The organism is Paenibacillus sp. FSL H7-0940 (assembly GCF_037979415.1).
GTDB lineage: Bacteria > Bacillota > Bacilli > Paenibacillales > Paenibacillaceae > Paenibacillus > Paenibacillus amylolyticus.
Map to the genome: position 1 here is coordinate 2,477,000 of NZ_CP150280.1, position 16,992 is coordinate 2,493,991.

Genomic DNA, 16,992 nt, shown 5'->3' on the forward strand with positions numbered 1-16,992 from the left:
CAACTTTTTTCTGTTCATGTTCTTGCTACCTTACTAGAATTCATCTATTTTAATGAAATTTCGAAAGTGGAATCCACGTCACCTGCAAATACAATGCGGCCGTTTTCTGGTAAAACAACCTCATTCTTACCGCTAACTACGGTGTGATTAATACAAATTCCGGTCTGGTCATAGACAGCAAAGGCTCCCTTTGCAGGCAACTTCACTGTCATGACTTTTCCTTTCGCAGCCGCTGGTACCGAAAACCATTTGGCATATCCATCTGTTTGAATGGTTGTTGCGGATCGTTTACCCGAATAGATTGGTTTCACCATTTCCTCACTAGCGTATACATAACCTGAAAATGTAAGATACTCTCCTCCGTTCTTTTTGGAGAAATGAATGTCCATCGTATCACGTCCGGCAGTACCCGGAATCTGCAATTGATTGGCTGCTTCGTTGGCTCCAATAATCTTATTATTGGACATATACCCCGGATTCTCTTTATTCAACTGAATAGGCAGGATCGATGTAGCATTAAGATAGAGCATTGATGTGTATTTCTCATTCACCAGATAATATTTTTTACCATCGCGCTTTGCCCATGCAGCGTTAATCTCCTTGGATAATTTATTGGCTTCAAGCTTCTCCCCATTATATTCTGAGAAAGCCAGCTGTCCGAGTCCTGGAACGGATATATAAGATCGTGACCACAAGTAGGTTTTCCCATTTTTCTCCACAACGAATTTCAACTTGTCTGTACCTTCGTTATTAACAAAAGTACCATCTGCTGTATAGGTGTATTCTTGAGCCGGATTACTCGGAGCTGTAAGTGAAGATACAGTCATTTTTCCAGCCGTATTTATTTTGATCTTCATAACCGAATTATTGCCGCCATATATACCTGCATACTTGGATATTCCTTTAGGCATATTTGCCTTCACAGGTACGCCAAATGATTTTTCTGGCTTCCGCTCTGTAATGATGTCCTTTTCCTCAAGTGCACTGAGTAATAATTCATTCGCAATGAAATTATTGGTTAAGCTTGACCCGCCTGAAGAGATAACGGCTGCAGCCATATTGTATTCCGGAAGTACCACTAATGAGGACTGATAAGATAACGTATCTCCACCTTTCATAACGGCCTTAATGCCGTACTCGTTGAATGGGAACAAGTTCACACTATCCCACCCCAACCCATAAGACATCAGCGTATCGCTATCCTCTGGCCACATGCCTCTTTTATACTCTTCTTGCGCCATAGCTTCTACAGACTTACTGGAAAGAATACCATCAACTTCTCCCGTGAAGATTCTTGAAAATTTGACCAGATCTTCAGCGGTGGAATACAGACCTCCAGTACCGATGATATTATAATTCTCTTTTGGAAGTGGTCCCTCATAAAAAGGGGAATAGATTGCCGCCATGTCTGACGGATTAACCACATCCTGTGGTGTTTTGGTGTGTTTCATATCCAAAGGCTCCGTGAAATACTTGTGTATAAATGCAGTATAACCAATGCCGCTCACTCTTTCGACCAGAATCTCAGCTAACGTAAAGCCATCGTTGCTGTAGACTGAGTATGCGCTGGGATCTGCCTTCAGGTTTTGATTCGCCAATTGCTCCAGAAACGTATCATGTGAATACGTGTCATTATCTCCGTACAATGTGGCATTGCTGGTTGAGGTACCCAGAAGACCGGAGGAATGATTCAGCAACATACGGGGTGTAATCTGTTTGTATCGGTTATCTTTCATTGTAAAGTCAGGCATATAGTTCACAACAGGCGCATCCAAATCAATCTTGCCTTCGTCAACCAGCTTCATTACAGCGGCTGTAAGCATCATTTTACTGGTTGAACCAATGCCATAGACGGTGTTCGAAGTAAGAGGTACCTTGTCGTTTATATCGTTCTTGCCCGTTTGACCGGACACCACAATCTCTCCACCATCGATGAGCGCATATTGCAGACTCGTCGTACCATATGTCTCGGTCAGTAATTTGGCTTTTTCGATCACGGCTTTCTTTGTTGTCTCATACGTAAGGTTGCTGTTGTTCAGGGGAGCCGGTGCGGCCATTGCAGATAGCGGGGCTAACATCGTTAACACTAGGGTTAAAGCTGCAATTGAAGTTCGTTTTTTGATTGCTCTCTTGACCGCGTTCATTTTCTCTTGTTGTATCATCTGCATCTTCTCCTGTCAGTATCTCTTTATTAGAGTATCTTGCTTTGGCGCTAAAATAAGCTTAACCCATGTAAATGGACTGCTCGTGACGTCTATATGAACCGAATATGAACAGGCAAAATAATTTTAGTACATGATGATTTACAATTTAGTGCGTACCGGAAAACTTGTTTAAATGGAGATAATGCTTAGATTAGCGGCGTCGTTTTCACTCCAATAAATATGATTGACACAAAAAAGAGGCAGAATTATAATGGTCATAGCAACTATAATCATGACGATTATTTAGGAGGAAAACCTTGGAATTAGAAAAATATATCGGTGTTAATGTACAACGCGCGGCACTTAAACTGAATAATTACTATCAAAAGGTAGTCAATCCGTTTGACATCACAGTGGATCAGTGGGAAATCCTAGTCGTACTCTGGGAAAAAGAAGGGATTACTCAAAAGGAACTTGCTGAGAGACTGCACAAGGACCAGACCAATGTTGCACGAATGCTGTTTAAGCTGGAAAAGAAGGAATTTATTTATCGTGTGATTCATGAGACGGATAGAAGATCTTTACGTGTTTATTTAACTCCTAAAGGACGAGATATGAAAGATGAAATTCTTGCTCCTTCCATGGATGCATATAATAAAACGATCCAGGGATTATCCAAGGAGGAGGTTGAGATGTTTAGAAGGATTCTTACTGTAATGTATAACAACGTAAAAGATCTATAGTCCAAAGAGGAGTCCTCTCCACTTTGAAAGGGGGGGATAACTTTTTTGACATATACTTGCTGCAGCAACTATGGTTGAGACTATTAAAATTTATTCTAAAAGGAGATTTTTAAGATGGAAATAACACCAAAAGAAGCAGGAGTTTTTGACGCCAAGTACAGAGCATTGACCATTGGGATTATTCTTGCTGTTACTACCGTCGCGTTTGAAGGTTTAGCAGTTGTTACGATTGCTCCAAGCCTGGCTCAAAAATTGAATGGGCTCCATTTGTACGGTTGGATATTCAGCTCTTTTCTTTTGGCACAAATACTTGGAACAATGATCATTGGAGCGCGGATCAACAAAAACGGCGTATTTGCATCGTTTGGCATATCGATACTGTTTTTTGTGATCGGCATCGTAATTGCGGCTAGTTCCGTGAATATGATTACCCTAATTATAGGAAGAGTGTTTCAAGGTTTTGGTGGAGGCGGTATCATTACGTGTGTGTATTACAGCATTACTTTAGGTTATCCCGATAAGCTGAGAACGAAAATACTTGCTTTGTTTTCCGGCGCATATATTTTACCTGCATTAATTGGCCCTTATATTGCCGGGCTTATAGCGGAGCATATCTCCTGGAGAGTTGTTTTTTGGCTTGTGCTTCCCTTCATTGGTTTGGCTGTCATGCTGACGCTTCCCGCTTTCCGCAAATTTACAGTTAGAGTGAATACCCCTTCCAAGAATAACCGAAAAGAAGGTTTTGCAGTACTACTGACAATTGGAACGGGAATGTTGCTTGCCGGGCTAGGCTTTATAACGGATTGGAAAGGAATTGTACTTTCGGTAGCAGGATTGCTTATCATGATTCAGCCTTTGCGAAAGCTGCTGCCTGAGGGAACTTTAAGTGCCAGAAGAGGTTTACCGGCTACGATTGCTTCAAGAGGGTTCTTTGTTGCTAGTTATAATGCGACCGAGAGCTATGTTGTCTTGGCTTTGACAGATGTGAAAAAGCTTCCAGCAGATATGGCGGGATTAATTGTAGCCGCGGGTGCATTAAGCTGGTCAGCGGCAGCCTGGCTTCAGTCAAAGTTCGATGCTAAAGACCATGGGATGGGCCGAAAGAAACGGGTAACCATTGGTATTGGATTTATGATCATTGGCGTTGCTGCGGTCATTCTCGCTGTTGGCCTCCCCGAAGGAGGGATCGCATTTGCAGTGATTTCACAGCTTTTCACTGGATTTGGCATCGGTTTGGCACATCCTACGACCGGAGCGATTGCACTGCAGCACACGAAAACGGGTGAAGAAGGAGAGATATCTGCCAGCCTTCAGTTTACAGATGCATTTAGTCCGGGGGTAAGCATTGGAATCGGCGGAGCCCTCATTGCCGTTAGTCAGTCACTAAATTTGGGGTTGTTGACGGGGATTATATTGGCTCTGTCTCTTCAATTGCTTTTCGTTCTCTTGAGCTTTACGATTTCCTTTCGCATCAAGCAGGCGAAAGCCACGGAGGGGTAACTGATTCTGTCCTGAATTCCGAAAATATAATAAGGCCTGCATCAACAACATAAAACCTCCTCCACGTCATGGAGAAGGTTTTATGTCTTTTTATTTTCACTGGATCAACTAACCAATCCATTTACTTGTTTAATGAAATTTCAAATGTGGAATCCACGTCGCCTGCAAATACAATGCGGCCGTTTTCTGGTAAAACAACCTCGTTCTCACCGCTGACTACGGTGTGATTAATACAAATACCCTTCTGATCATATACGGCAAAGGCGCCAGTTGCAGGCATTTTAACCGTCATGACTTTCCCTTTCACCGTTGCTGGTATCGAAAACCATCTGGCATATCCGTCTGCTTGAATCGTTGCTAGAGATTGTTTACCCGAATAGAGTGGTTGTACCATTTCCTCACTGGCGTATATGCTACCAACGGCTGTAATGTACTCTACTCCGTTCTTTTTAGCAAAGTAAATCTCCTTTGTATCACGTCCAGCCAGGCCAGGGATTTGCAGCTCCGTGACTGCTTCGTTTGCTCCAATAATCTTAGTATTGGATACATACCCAGGGGTCTCTTTGTCCAAATGAATAGGGAGAATTGGTGCCGAATTGAGATAAACCGTTGATGTATATTTCTCATTCAGCAGGTAATATTTTTTACCTTCACGCTGCTCCCATGAGGCCGTAATATCCTGGGATAATTCATTGGCTTCCAGCTTCTCCATTTTATATTCGGAGAAAGCCAATTGTCCAAGTCCTGGTAAGGATATATAAGATCGATACCACAGATAAGTCCTTCCATTCTTCTCCTTAACAAATTTCAACTTTTCCGTGCCTTCATCGTTAACAAAAGTACCATCTGCTGTATAGGTGTATTTTTGAGCCGGATCACTTGGAGTTGCGGGTGTGGATACAGTCATTTGTCCAGCCCTATTCATTTCGATCTTCTTAACTGAATTATTGCCGCCATATATACCTGCATTCGTGGCTATTTCTTTAGGTATATCTGCCTTCACTGGAACACCAAACGATTTTTCCGGCTTCCGTTCTGTAATAATGCCCTTTTCCTCAAGTGCGCTGAGTAATAATTCACTCGCAATGAACTGATCTTTGGCACTTGTCCCACCTGATGAGGTAACGGCTGCAGCCAGATTATATTCCGGCAGTACGACTAATGATGAGTGATACGATATGGTATCCCCACCTTTTGTTACTGCCTTGATACCATATTCACTGAATGGGTACAGATTTACACTATCCCACCCTAATCCGTAAGATATAGACGTATCGCCACCCTCTGGCCACATGCCTTTTTTGTATTCTTCTTGCGCCATGGCTTCTACAGACTTATCGGTAAGAATGCCTTGGACCTCTCCCGTGAAGATTTGTGAAAACTTCGCAAGATCTTCAGCGGTGGAATAAATGCCTCCAGTAGCGATAACATTATAATTCTCTTGTGGAAGCTGACCCTCATACATAGGAGAATAGATTCCCGCCATTGCTGCCGTGTCAACCACATCCTGTGGTGTTTTGGTATGTTTCATGTCCAAAGGTTCCGTAAAATATTGGTGTATAAAAGCTGTAAAACTCATGCCGCTAACACGTTCAACCATAATCTCGGATAACGTAAACCCATCGTTACTATACACCGAGAACTCGCCGGGATCTGCCTTCAGGTTTTGACTTGCCAATTGGTCCAGAAACGTATCATGTGAGTACGTATCATTATCCCCGTACAATGTGGCATTACTGCCCGTGCCTCCCAGCAGACCGGAAGAATGATTCAACAGCATGCGTGGTGTGATTTGTTTGTAGCGATGATCTTTCATCTGGAAATCAGGTATATAGTTCACAACAGGCAGATCCAAATCCACCTTGCCTTCTTCAACTAACTTCATAACAGAAGCTGTGAGGAACATTTTACTCGTTGATCCTATGCCATAGATTGTATCCGGCGTAAGAGGCACCTTGTTGTTTTTATCGTTTTTGCCCGTCTGACCGGACACCACAATCTCGCCACCATCGATAAGGGCATATTGCAGGCTTGTGATTCCATGCTTCTCAGTGAGTAACTTGGCTTTCTCCATCACCGTTTTCTTGGTTGGTTCATACGTATGATCACTGCTACTTGTAGTAGGCGCAGCCATTGCAGACATTGGAGCTAACATGGTTAATGCCAGCGTTAACACGGCGATTGAAGTGCGTTTTCCCTTTTGTCGTCCCATTCACATCATCTCCTGAATTTTAAGTGTTTTGGTTATTTGATTTCTTCTGGGTCTACAAATTTCACCTCCGGATACAAGTCGTTTGGTCCCTGAATCAGATCTCCACCCGTTCCTTTCAGTTGCTTGTTAAAGAAATCGAGTACATATTGATTTACGATGTTTGATCCTCTTTTACCATTGATATCTCCTGTGATACCGGACAGTTTAACCAGCTCTGAATAGAACTGAAGGTCCGTGAAATTGAAGTGCTGGGTTCCTTCTACATAGATCACTTTTCCCCCATGATTCATAACATTTTTCATAATGTGCAGCTCATCTGAAAGAGATTTAGTTACTTCATCATCCGAATTTCTATCTATTTCAAAGTTGGCAAACCAGTCTTCAAAACTTCCCGATCGGATGAACATAAACGGCTTGTTTATATCATCTCTATTTTCCACTTCATATAGTGACCCATCCATATTAACCCCGGCCTTGATTCTCTGATCTAAATACGTTGCATTAAACGCGGTTGCACCCCCAAAAGAATGCCCCATCGCGCCGATGTGATCTAGATCGATTTTCCCTTTAAACTGACTTTCGATTGCACCTGAATTCAGCTTTTCGATTTGATCGATTACAAACTCCACATCTTTCGTCCATATACTCCCTGTTTTTGTACGTTCATCTAGTGTAGTCGTGCTTTTTTTATAATCCGTTACACGGCCATCTGGAAAAAGAGTAGCAAAGGTGCTATACGTATGATCGATGGTGACCACGATATACCCATGACTGGCCAGATTCTCGGCCTGTGATACATGTAGAACTCTACTGGTTCCCATACCATGAGATAGTAGTACCACGGGATAAGGACTTGTAGAAGGTAATATTTCAACATTTTCATAAGAGTTGGTTTGACTATACTTCAAGTAGTCGAGCAAAAATTCAGGCAGTTTTAAAGAATTAGAGAAGCTCTGAATATACTTTTTGAACATTTCTTTATCTTTTGGAAACAGCGTGTCACGCTTGTTATTATTGCTGTTTTCAGTTGGGTACCAAACTTGAACCATTAGTTCTCTCTTATCGCTTTGATCTTCAGTGAAGATTTCGTCTCTGTTCTGGTCTGTTAAATGAAATGTTTGAGTACCCACCTTCTCTGGACCATCAAGCTTCGGCAGATTAAAAACAGGTAAGTATACAGACAAGACGGTAGAACCAACAAGCAAAATAACGATTAAGGAAGATAAACTATATTTCAAGAACTTCCCTATTTTAAGGTTCATCATCTTTTCGGAATGTCTGAATAAAACGATGATTATGAATAGAGCCGTCATGATATATACCAGCAGCAACTGCCATCTGTATCCCTCAACAAACAATTGAACTAATAATATAACGCTACTTCCTATACCCAAACCCAAACCTATTTTCTTTGCACTTCTTTTAATAAATAGTAGGTCTATGAGTAACGCGAAACAGGATAGAACTAACAGTATCTCAAATAATCTCAATTGAATTCCTCTCTCTCATCACGGACTTTTACAGAATTTTTACTTCGCTTCGTTCATGAATGCTCTAACATCTTTTGCTATTTCTTTGAATAACGTATGGTGCAAGTAATGCTCGCCATCCATGGTGATTACTTTCCCATGTACTGAATTTTTGATCTGCCCTTCATGCAGCGGTATCCATCCTTCTACACCTTCATTATTAGCTTGTACAAAGAGTAGAAGTGGAAGGTCTTTAGGGAAGGTTAATCCTTGGGCTCCTTTAAAATTGGAAGCAATATGGTCCATTTCATTCAAAGTCGTGGAACTGTTCGAGTTTTTATTCGACAGCATGTTCATCTGCTCTACGGTATGTTCATCAAATGCGAGTCCAGCATAGGGGTCACTACTAAATTTGACCACCAATCTTTGGAGACCTGATTTTTTAAGAAATGCGAACGTTTTAGTAGGTAATTTGGCATCCATACCCGGTTGGGTTGAAACACTACTATCAATTCCGACAAATGCCGTGACCTCATCCGGATATTTGTTCACATAATCAATGCCATAAATGCCTGCAATGGAGTGACCCATGAGCATGTACTGATGAATATCGAGTTGCTGCAGAGCTTCATGAACTTCACTTACGATATTCTCTGTGGTTCGTTCTTTTTCAGTAGCATCACTTAATCCATAACCGAATGGCTCAACCGCCACAACTTTGTAATATGGTGATAGTTCGTCAATGAGCAACTTAAAATCAAGCGCTGGTGCCGCTGTTCCAAAACCAGGCAGAAGTACAATCGTTTCCTTGCCTTCGCCTTGAATGAGCACATTCATATTTTTCCCGTCTACAGATACATGCTGACCATAGGAATCGATTTTCTTGGCCTCTGAATTACTACTGATCACATTGGTGATATAAACAATACCTAGAAATAGAATAATGGCGATTACGATTGCTCCTACTATTTTCAGTATCATGTTTCTCACTTTTTTGGCCTTTGATCTATTCTTTGTTTTCTTTTCCGCAGGCTGCGTCGTCAGTGTTATCTTCTCCTGTCTTGAACTGATAGTTCGATTTTCTTTTTTGCTGCTAATGAAATCTTATCCAATGAAAATGTACTCCCCGTGACGTCAATATGAACTGAATATGAACAAGCCAATTCATTTATATTTACTGCTGCGTCATAAATCCCCTGAATTTTTCAGCAATTTCTTTGGCATGGGAACGATACAAATAATGATTTGCTTCCAGCAACACCACTTCACCACGCACAGAGTTCTCTATTAACTTCTCGTGTTCCGGAACCCAATTGTCTGCTGCCGGATGATTCTTTTGAACAAAGAAAAGAACCGGAAGATTAACAGGGAAAGTTAGTTGTTCAGATGCTTTAAAGTTGGAATACATACTTTCTGCCTCATTTAATTGCGTGGTATTATATATATTTTTGCGTATCAGAATGTTCAATTGTTCTTTCGTTTGCTCATCATAAGGCAGTCCATCATAAGGGTCAGCACTCAGTTTCAGTTGCACTCGGGCGAAACCCAAGTTGCGGAACCATTTAATCGGTTGTGTATCTGATGAATCAATCTTCTGTTCACTTATCGCTGGAACACTGCTATCCAGCCCAACATATGCACTTATTTCATCTGCATACTTGTTCACGTAATCCAGGCTATAGATCCCCGAAATGGAATGACCCATGAGGATATAACGATCAATATGTAGACGCTGTAACGCTTCATGAATTTCACTGACGATATTTGCTGTGCTGCGTTCCTTTTTGGTCTGATCACTCAATCCGTAACCAAAGGGCTCAACAACGACAACTTTATAATATGGAGATAACTCGGAGATAAGAGGTTTAAAATCAAGCGCTGGTGCCGCTGTTCCAAAACCAGGCAGAAGCACAATCGTTTCCTCGCCTTCGCCTTGAATGAACACATTCATATTTTTTCCGTCTACGGATACATGTTGACCATACGGTTCCATTCTTTTTTGCTCCGAATAACTGCTGATTTTATTGACGGTATATACGATAGCTACAAAAAGTAAGATTGCTATAATGATTGCGCAAAATACTTTAAACAAAATGCTTAACACTTTCTTGGTTTTGCTTTTACTCTGGACTCCTCTGTCTGCTTGTAGATTCACATTCATCTGCTCCTATCCTCATCTTTATATTGGCCTGGCAGGCTGCTTAAGAAATCCTAATCAAGAAAGATGTACTCCCCATGACCGGAATATGAACGGAGTATGAACAAGCAAAAAAAATGTCCTATGTAACATACAAGGAAGCTTGCATGTTACATAGGACATGAACATTCGGTTTAGATAATCCGATGGATATTCTATTCATTGACCCTATCCTGTGAGCCTAACTATCCGTTGGTGGATGGATGGGCAACGTGACAATAAAGGTCGTGCCTTGACCAGGTTCGCTTTCCACTCGGATGTCACCCTGATGAAGGGACACGATCTGTTTAACGATAGCAAGTCCCATACCACTCCCATCGTATTTACGACTGTGGGAACGATCTGCCTTGAAAAAACGGTCGAATATACGCTTCTGATCTTCCAGGGGAATTCCAATGCCCGTGTCGGATATTCGAACAGTCACATTTTTGAAGTCCTCTTCGATACTGACTTTAATCATACCGCCATCCTCGGAAAACTTGATGCTATTTCCGATGATGTTTGTCCATACCTGATTTAACTGATCGTGATCCGCCGTTACCTTCACGTTCTCCAAATCAAGCTCGAAATGAATGTTGCGCCCAGACCATTGCGGCTGAAGCGCCACGATGACCCGCCTGATCTGTTCATCAAGGCTTAAGGTGGTGAGCCGTAGTTGCTGTGACTGCGATTCAAGCAAACTCAGCTTCAGCAGGCTATCACTCATTTTGGACATTCTTTTTGCTTCTGAGATGATAATATCCAGGTAACGGTTTCGTTCTTGTTCTGAGAGATTTACTTGCTTCAGTGCCGAAGCGTAACCGGATATCGAGGTGAGCGGAGACTGAACCTCATGCGAAACATTGGTAACGAATTCCCTGCGCATCTGCTCCAACTGCTGAAGATCATGCATCATTTCTTCAAAGCTACGGGCCAATGTACCAATCTCCGTCGTTTGTTTAATGTTCAGCTTGACGTTGAAGTCTCCAGCTGCAATCCGTTTGGTCGCTTTGGTCAATTTTTTGATCGGTCTAACCAGATATACAGAAGCAACCACAATCAACAAACTTCCTACAATCAAGGAACAGCTTGCAAAAATCAAGCCAAACTGGACCACAAAAGAGGCTGAGGGCGGTGAGAGTGTTTCTAGAAACATCGCTCTTATACCCGTTTCCGTCTTGATCGGTAGCCCCAAAAGAACGGTAGCGATACCTTTAGGTGTGTCCTGCACAACCCCTCCGTTTAAAACCTTCTTGAGTTGATCCGTCGATACGGGGGATGATTTATGTTCGTTGAGCTTCCCATAAGACTTGAAATTGCCCGTTGCATCATAAATTCGAATATGATACGAATCAAGTTGTTTCATTCTACTAACGAATGATTCTGCTTCATCAGCAGGCAGCGTCTTATAAATCTGCACAACGTCCTGGCCAAAATTGCGTATGTTAATTTGAGCATTTTCATTCAATTGATCTTCGAACATCCAGGTTGACATAAAAAATGAAATAATCGTGCCTGTGATGACTGACACCAGAAAGGTCAGAACAACACGAATATATAAGGATCTGATCATTCATAGACCTCAAGTCTGTACCCTAGCCCACGCACCGTTTCAATCCGAAAATCAGGTGTTGTCGCGAATCGTTCGCGCAGGCGTTTAATATGTACGTCTATTGTTCGATCATCTCCCGCGTAATCAATACCCCATATCTGATCGATTAATTGCTCACGTGTATAGACTTGTCCTGGTGTTCCAGCAAGCTTATACAGCAATTCGAACTCCTTAAGTGGTAACGTAAGCGACTCTGTACCTCTCATCACCTTATACGTCTGACGGTCCAGAATGACGTTGCCAAACTGGATTGTGTGTGTGGAGCCGATTTTGTATCGTTTCAGTAATGCTCGGACACGAGCGGTCAGCTCTAACGGATCAAACGGTTTGGTCAAATAATCATCCGTACCCAGTTCGAATCCTTTCACCTTCTCCCAAGTCTCTCCTCTCGCCGTCAGCATGAGTAACGGGAGGTCGGGATTGGCTTTTCGGAGTTCTTTACACAGTGCCCAACCATCCATGACAGGCATCATAATATCAAGGACGACCAGATCTACTGGAGTTTCGCCATATATAGTGAGAGCTTCCTTACCGTCCGCAGCTTCCACTGTTGTGAATCCATCGTTTTTGAGAAATAGACAGACGAGTTCACGAATGTTCGCATCGTCGTCTGCAACGAGTATAGTAGCCATATGTTTTTTCTGTCCTCTCCGTTACGTTTAAATATATAGTCCAACTTGTATAGTAAATATTAAAACATCTTGCTTATAGTATATCCACAGCAAACATCGTATGTTCTTTCAACGTTCCCTGGATTGGCACAGGCTGTGACCCATTCTCCTTGAATCCTGCTTTTTGAAGGACACGGATGGAACCTGTATTATCGGGCACAGCGCCAGCTTCGATTCGAGTAATTTCAGTTTCATGTTTGGCAAATTCCATTACACATTGCAGGGCTTCGCTCATATATCCTTTTCCTTGATGCAGAGTATCCGTCACATAACCAAGGATCCATTTTGGGGTAGAATCCAGTATGATCTCGAACAAAGAAATTTCACCGACGAGTTCATCCGTTGTATGTAGAAAAATACCAAAAGAATAGCGATTTCCTTCTTCTCTCTTCTTGTTCCAGCTCTCAATGAGTGACCTTTGCCCTTCCAAGCTGTAGAAAGACTCCTCCCGATCACTTGCTGATATGTTCTCGATTTCCGCACGATTGCGAACCTGCAGATCCAGAAGCAATGAGGCATCATCCACATTCCAAAATCTCACATAAATACGTTCTGCACTATATTTCATCACATTATCCCTCCTCTATTAACGTTAGGTGCAATTGTAGCATGATTATATCAGGTCATTATAAGAGTACGAGCGAATCAACGAGAATTGTTTCGCCAGGAAATGAGGTGAATATGGCATATCATTACGCAACCAGGCAACAATGGTTCCAATCAGAGCCGAAGAACCGTACCATATTGCGATTTCTTTGTGAATGCCGGATTCTTCGAGTTCATCTTCCATCTCTACCCGATCAATTTTGGCTTTGACCAGCCTACTTAACAATTTGAGCAGTCGTTCGGTAAAAATCGGTGTGCGCTTTGTAGCAAGAACCACCTGATAGAACGAGGCGTTCTCTGCAAAATGCTCCAGTAACTTGACTAGAACAGGCCAAGCCTCTTCCGTTCTTTGCTTCTCAAAATGAGGGGCATATTCATCCACGATCCGTTCAATATTCTCGATCATCTCGTCGGCCATCTTCTCCATCATATCCGTAATATCACGATAGTGCAGGTAGAAGGTTACCCGATTGATCGTCGCTCGTTCGGCAATTTTGTTGACTGACAACTTCTCAATATCCATTTCCTGCAGCAATTCAACAAATGCACCTCGAATTAACTGACGTGTTCGCAATATTCTTGGGTCCACGGCTGATTTCTTCTCGTCTTTCACGTGTATCCCTCCCATCAAATTTTAAACATTACAATTTTAAACAAACAGTCGTTTATTTTTGATTTACACAACAAATTCATTTTATTTGTAAAATAAACGACGAAAACACGTCATAACGTAAATTGTAATCTGTCCGAATATGTATATAATTCAATAAATACAATGTAAACTATACAACACGTTGTAAATTTAGTCACGTGTGGATTGAAAGGATGAAAAGGATTGAGTCAGGCTAGAGTTCAAGAAGAATTATCCGTAAAGAAAGGCCCCATCCTGTTTATCATGATTTTGGGAGCCTTCCTTGCAACGTTGAATCAAACGATCATGAGTGTCGCTACACCGGAACTGATGGGTGATTTTAACATCTCCGCCGCAACAGCACAATGGTTAACGACAGGTTACATGCTGGTGAACGGGGTGCTTATCCCCATTACGGCTTACTTCATGCAACGCTTTTCAACCAAGCAATTATTCCAAGCTTCCATGTTTATTTTCCTGATTGGTACCATCGTATCTGCTCTTGCAGATAACTTTGGCACATTGCTGACAGGACGTATGATTCAAGCAGCGGGTGCCGGCATTATCATGCCGCTCTTGATGCACGTTATTTTGACCTTGTTTGCTCCTGAAAAACGAGGATCTGCAATGGGTATGGTTGGTTTTGCCATCATTTTTGCCCCTGCAATCGGGCCTACCCTTGCCGGTTATATCCTCGAGAACTACTCTTGGCAAACGATGTTCTACGGCATGATTCCATTAACTCTTATTGTCATTGCCTTTGCGTTTGTATACCTGAAGAATGTATCCGAACGGGTCAACACAAAGTTCGACACAATCAGTGTGGTGCTCTCCACGATCGGATTTGGCGCATTGCTCTATGGTTTCAGCAGAGCAGGAAGTCTGGGATGGTCAAGTGCAGAAGTTCTTATCTGCATTGCGGCTGGAATCGTTTCGCTTGCCCTGTTTACATGGCGTCAGCTCGTGTCTGAAACTCCGTTGCTTGATCTGCGGGCTTTCAAGTACAATATGTTCTCCCTGACCACGGTCATCAGTATCGCGATTACAATGATCATGTATGCTGACATGATGTTGCTTCCCTTGTATCTCCAGAACGCACGTGGTTACACTGCACTGGAGTCCGGATTATTGCTTCTGCCAGGTGCACTTGTCATGGGCTTCCTAATGCCAGTAGCTGGAAAATTGTTTGACCGTTTTGGAGCGAAATGGCTCGCTGTTATCGGGATGGTGATCACCATCGTGACCACAATTGGTTTCATCGACTTAACGGATTCAACCAGTTATGGATACCTGGTATTGATGTCTACCGGCCGCCGAATTGGTATGGCTCTGCTCATGATGCCGATTCAGACTGCGGGACTTAACCAACTGCCACCAAGACTTGGTGCACACGGTACAGCTATCTCCAACACCGTCAGACAAGTGGCTGGCGCTGTAGGTACTTCATTACTCGTAAGTGTCATGACCTCCCGTACAACGGCACACGTACAGGATATGATGGCGACTGGTGCAGCCAATGGTCTCAGTCAAAAACAGCTTGCTACAGAATCCATGATCCAGGGTATCAATGATGCTTATGTTGTTATCATCGGTATCGCTGTTGTGGGATTGGTCCTTTCCTTCTTTATCAAACGCACCAAACAAGCCAAAGAGGAAGAAATCAAACAGGTGGTAAGACAAAAAGTTTCCATGAATTCAAATTAAGGTGTCCAGCCTCATAATTGCTTGCATAACAAAGCGGCAGATCAAGACGTTTACGTCTGATCTGCCGCTTTTTAGGTTGTGTCCCGTATGATTCCTTCTCACTCCGCAACGATCTTCACTGGCAGATGGGTCAATGACTGTCCCGGAGCTGAAGTGGCCAGATTATTCTCCAGATCAAAGGACTCCACCGGTTCAATCCGAGCAATCTTCTCCACAAATGCTGTCAAGGCAATGCTTAGTTCCATTCTTGCCAGCGGGGCCCCTAGACAAAAGTGTGGGCCATTACCAAAGGTAATATGTCTTTTGTTATTCCGACGATGAATATTCAGCTCAAAGGGGTCTTCAAATATCTGCTCATCCATATTGGCTGCACTCATCCAGGAGATGACAACATCTCCTTTTTTCATATCCACTCCGAGCAGTTGATTATCCTGCTTTACTGTCCGATGTCGCTTGGCATTATGGAACCTATAACGAAGCATTTCTTCCACTGCGAGCGGAACCCATTCGGGGTTCTGCCTGAGTTGGCCATACAAGCTCGGGTCATCGTAGAGGAAGGAATAGAACGTATTTGAAACCATATGACTCGTTGTCTCTATACCGGCTCCAAGCAGAAGCATGGTCGTGCGAACAACCTCATCCTCCGTGAACTTCTCCCCCTCAACATCAACGTTCAACAGATCGGTAATGATATCCTCACCAGGATGAGTCCGTTTATGAACCACAATAGGATACAGGAATTGATAGTACTCTTGCGCTGCAGTTTGCTTTTTCAGTTCACTCTCCTCAGCCGTCTTTGGATTGGTGGGTTGAAACAGAATATCTACCCAGTTCTTGAAGCGATGGCTGTCTGTAAGAGGGATGCCAAGCAGATCGGCCATAACCATCGAAGGTAGCGGAGCGGCCAACGCTTGAACAATATCAATCGTCGTATTTGGCTCAATATCGGCTACCAGCTGCTCTGCAATGTTGCGAATTCGTGGCTCCCAGTTTTTCAGACTACGCGGTGTAAAAGCAGCGGATAACAACGAACGACTTTTTTGATGACGGGGAGGATCGATACTTGATATGTTTAATTTGTCTGGAGGTGTGCCTTCATTGTTCTTTGCTCCAACGGCAATGGTCGTCCGGGTTCCTTCGGCTGAAAAATACTCATGATTACTAAGGACCTGCTTCACATCATCGTATCTGAACACATTCCAGGTGTCTGTATCTTCGTGATAGTACACTGGATGCTCGGACAGCATTTTTCGAAACCAGTGAAGTGGGAAAAACTCTTCAGATCTGGACTGAAACCCCGTGATGTCCTCAACACGTATCACTTCTTTATACATTTGGAATCCACCTCTCAGCATAGTTTCGTGATTGGTTACATGGGTACCTGAATTGACAGTTCAGCACCTGATTCCATTTTATACCATGCGTTCATTTATTGATATAAACCATTTGAACTAAATCAGAAAAACCCCTTAATATAAGGGGTTTTCGTTTTATACGTATCGTATATTATTTCTGTCGATGTCT

Annotated in this window: 13 protein-coding genes; 3 read left to right on the forward strand and 10 right to left on the reverse strand. The window is 42.7% G+C overall.

The features are described 5' to 3' along the window. Positions 1-44 precede the first annotated feature (44 nt). Complete coding sequence (locus MHB71_RS10890) at positions 45-2,162, reverse strand: serine hydrolase domain-containing protein (RefSeq protein ID WP_340029570.1); 2,118 nt, start codon at positions 2,160-2,162, stop codon at positions 45-47. Between the two features lie 299 nt (positions 2,163-2,461). Here MHB71_RS10890 and MHB71_RS10895 point away from each other — a divergent pair, with 299 nt between their 5' ends. Next, positions 2,462-2,887: a MarR family transcriptional regulator gene (locus tag MHB71_RS10895; RefSeq protein WP_336759968.1), complete on the forward strand. Its 426-nt coding sequence runs from the start codon at positions 2,462-2,464 to the stop codon at positions 2,885-2,887. 114 nt (positions 2,888-3,001) lie between these two features. After that, positions 3,002-4,387, forward strand: coding sequence for an MFS transporter (locus MHB71_RS10900; protein ID WP_340029571.1), 1,386 nt, complete (start codon positions 3,002-3,004; stop codon positions 4,385-4,387). 121 nt (positions 4,388-4,508) lie between these two features. Here MHB71_RS10900 and MHB71_RS10905 read toward each other — a convergent pair whose 3' ends face one another. The 8 genes from MHB71_RS10905 to MHB71_RS10940 all read right to left on the reverse strand — a co-directional run bounded on the left by MHB71_RS10905 (position 4,509) and on the right by MHB71_RS10940 (position 13,746). After that, entirely contained in the window at positions 4,509-6,599 is a 2,091-nt protein-coding gene (locus MHB71_RS10905; protein WP_340029572.1) for a serine hydrolase domain-containing protein, read from the reverse strand. A 32-nt stretch (positions 6,600-6,631) separates the two neighbouring features. Beyond that, entirely contained in the window at positions 6,632-8,089 is a 1,458-nt protein-coding gene (locus MHB71_RS10910) for an alpha/beta fold hydrolase (RefSeq protein WP_340029573.1), read from the reverse strand. 39 nt (positions 8,090-8,128) lie between these two features. Then, the gene (locus MHB71_RS10915; protein ID WP_076327689.1) at positions 8,129-9,049 is read right to left on the reverse strand and encodes an alpha/beta hydrolase; all 921 of its coding nucleotides are present in this window, start codon (positions 9,047-9,049) and stop codon (positions 8,129-8,131) included. Between the two features lie 193 nt (positions 9,050-9,242). Beyond that, a complete protein-coding gene (locus tag MHB71_RS10920; RefSeq protein ID WP_340029574.1) occupies positions 9,243-10,223 on the reverse strand; it encodes an alpha/beta hydrolase in 981 nt (326 codons plus the stop codon). Between the two features lie 223 nt (positions 10,224-10,446). Further along, entirely contained in the window at positions 10,447-11,817 is a 1,371-nt protein-coding gene (locus MHB71_RS10925) for a HAMP domain-containing sensor histidine kinase (RefSeq protein WP_340029575.1), read from the reverse strand. Further along, positions 11,814-12,488, reverse strand: coding sequence for a response regulator transcription factor (locus MHB71_RS10930; RefSeq protein WP_340029576.1), 675 nt, complete (start codon positions 12,486-12,488; stop codon positions 11,814-11,816). Before MHB71_RS10930 ends, MHB71_RS10925 begins: the two co-directional genes overlap by 4 nt. A gap of 73 nt (positions 12,489-12,561) precedes the next feature. Continuing rightward, positions 12,562-13,095 carry a GNAT family N-acetyltransferase gene (locus MHB71_RS10935; RefSeq protein WP_340029577.1) on the reverse strand — a complete coding sequence of 178 codons (534 nt, stop codon included), beginning with the start codon at positions 13,093-13,095 and terminating at the stop codon, positions 12,562-12,564. A gap of 45 nt (positions 13,096-13,140) precedes the next feature. Next, positions 13,141-13,746: a TetR/AcrR family transcriptional regulator C-terminal domain-containing protein gene (locus MHB71_RS10940; RefSeq protein WP_340029578.1), complete on the reverse strand. Its 606-nt coding sequence runs from the start codon at positions 13,744-13,746 to the stop codon at positions 13,141-13,143. Positions 13,747-14,028: 282 nt separating this feature from the next. Here MHB71_RS10940 and MHB71_RS10945 point away from each other — a divergent pair, with 282 nt between their 5' ends. Continuing rightward, entirely contained in the window at positions 14,029-15,468 is a 1,440-nt protein-coding gene (locus tag MHB71_RS10945) for a DHA2 family efflux MFS transporter permease subunit (RefSeq protein WP_076249946.1), read from the forward strand. 98 nt (positions 15,469-15,566) lie between these two features. Here the strand turns inward: MHB71_RS10945 and MHB71_RS10950 are convergent, their stop codons facing one another. After that, positions 15,567-16,802 carry a cytochrome P450 gene (locus tag MHB71_RS10950; RefSeq protein ID WP_340029579.1) on the reverse strand — a complete coding sequence of 412 codons (1,236 nt, stop codon included), beginning with the start codon at positions 16,800-16,802 and terminating at the stop codon, positions 15,567-15,569. Positions 16,803-16,992: the final 190 nt, after the last annotated feature.

Coding starts and splice junctions, on each gene's coding strand:
- MHB71_RS10890 (WP_340029570.1), bottom strand. CDS start 2,162: ATGATACAACAAGAGAAAATGAACGCGGTCAAGAGAGCAATCAAAAAA.
- MHB71_RS10900 (WP_340029571.1), top strand. CDS start 3,002: ATGGAAATAACACCAAAAGAAGCAGGAGTTTTTGACGCCAAGTACAGA.
- MHB71_RS10905 (WP_340029572.1), bottom strand. CDS start 6,599: ATGGGACGACAAAAGGGAAAACGCACTTCAATCGCCGTGTTAACGCTG.
- MHB71_RS10915 (WP_076327689.1), bottom strand. CDS start 9,049: ATGATACTGAAAATAGTAGGAGCAATCGTAATCGCCATTATTCTATTT.
- MHB71_RS10925 (WP_340029575.1), bottom strand. CDS start 11,817: ATGATCAGATCCTTATATATTCGTGTTGTTCTGACCTTTCTGGTGTCA.
- MHB71_RS10930 (WP_340029576.1), bottom strand. CDS start 12,488: ATGGCTACTATACTCGTTGCAGACGACGATGCGAACATTCGTGAACTC.
- MHB71_RS10935 (WP_340029577.1), bottom strand. CDS start 13,095: ATGAAATATAGTGCAGAACGTATTTATGTGAGATTTTGGAATGTGGAT.
- MHB71_RS10945 (WP_076249946.1), top strand. CDS start 14,029: ATGATTTTGGGAGCCTTCCTTGCAACGTTGAATCAAACGATCATGAGT.
- MHB71_RS10950 (WP_340029579.1), bottom strand. CDS start 16,802: ATGTATAAAGAAGTGATACGTGTTGAGGACATCACGGGGTTTCAGTCC.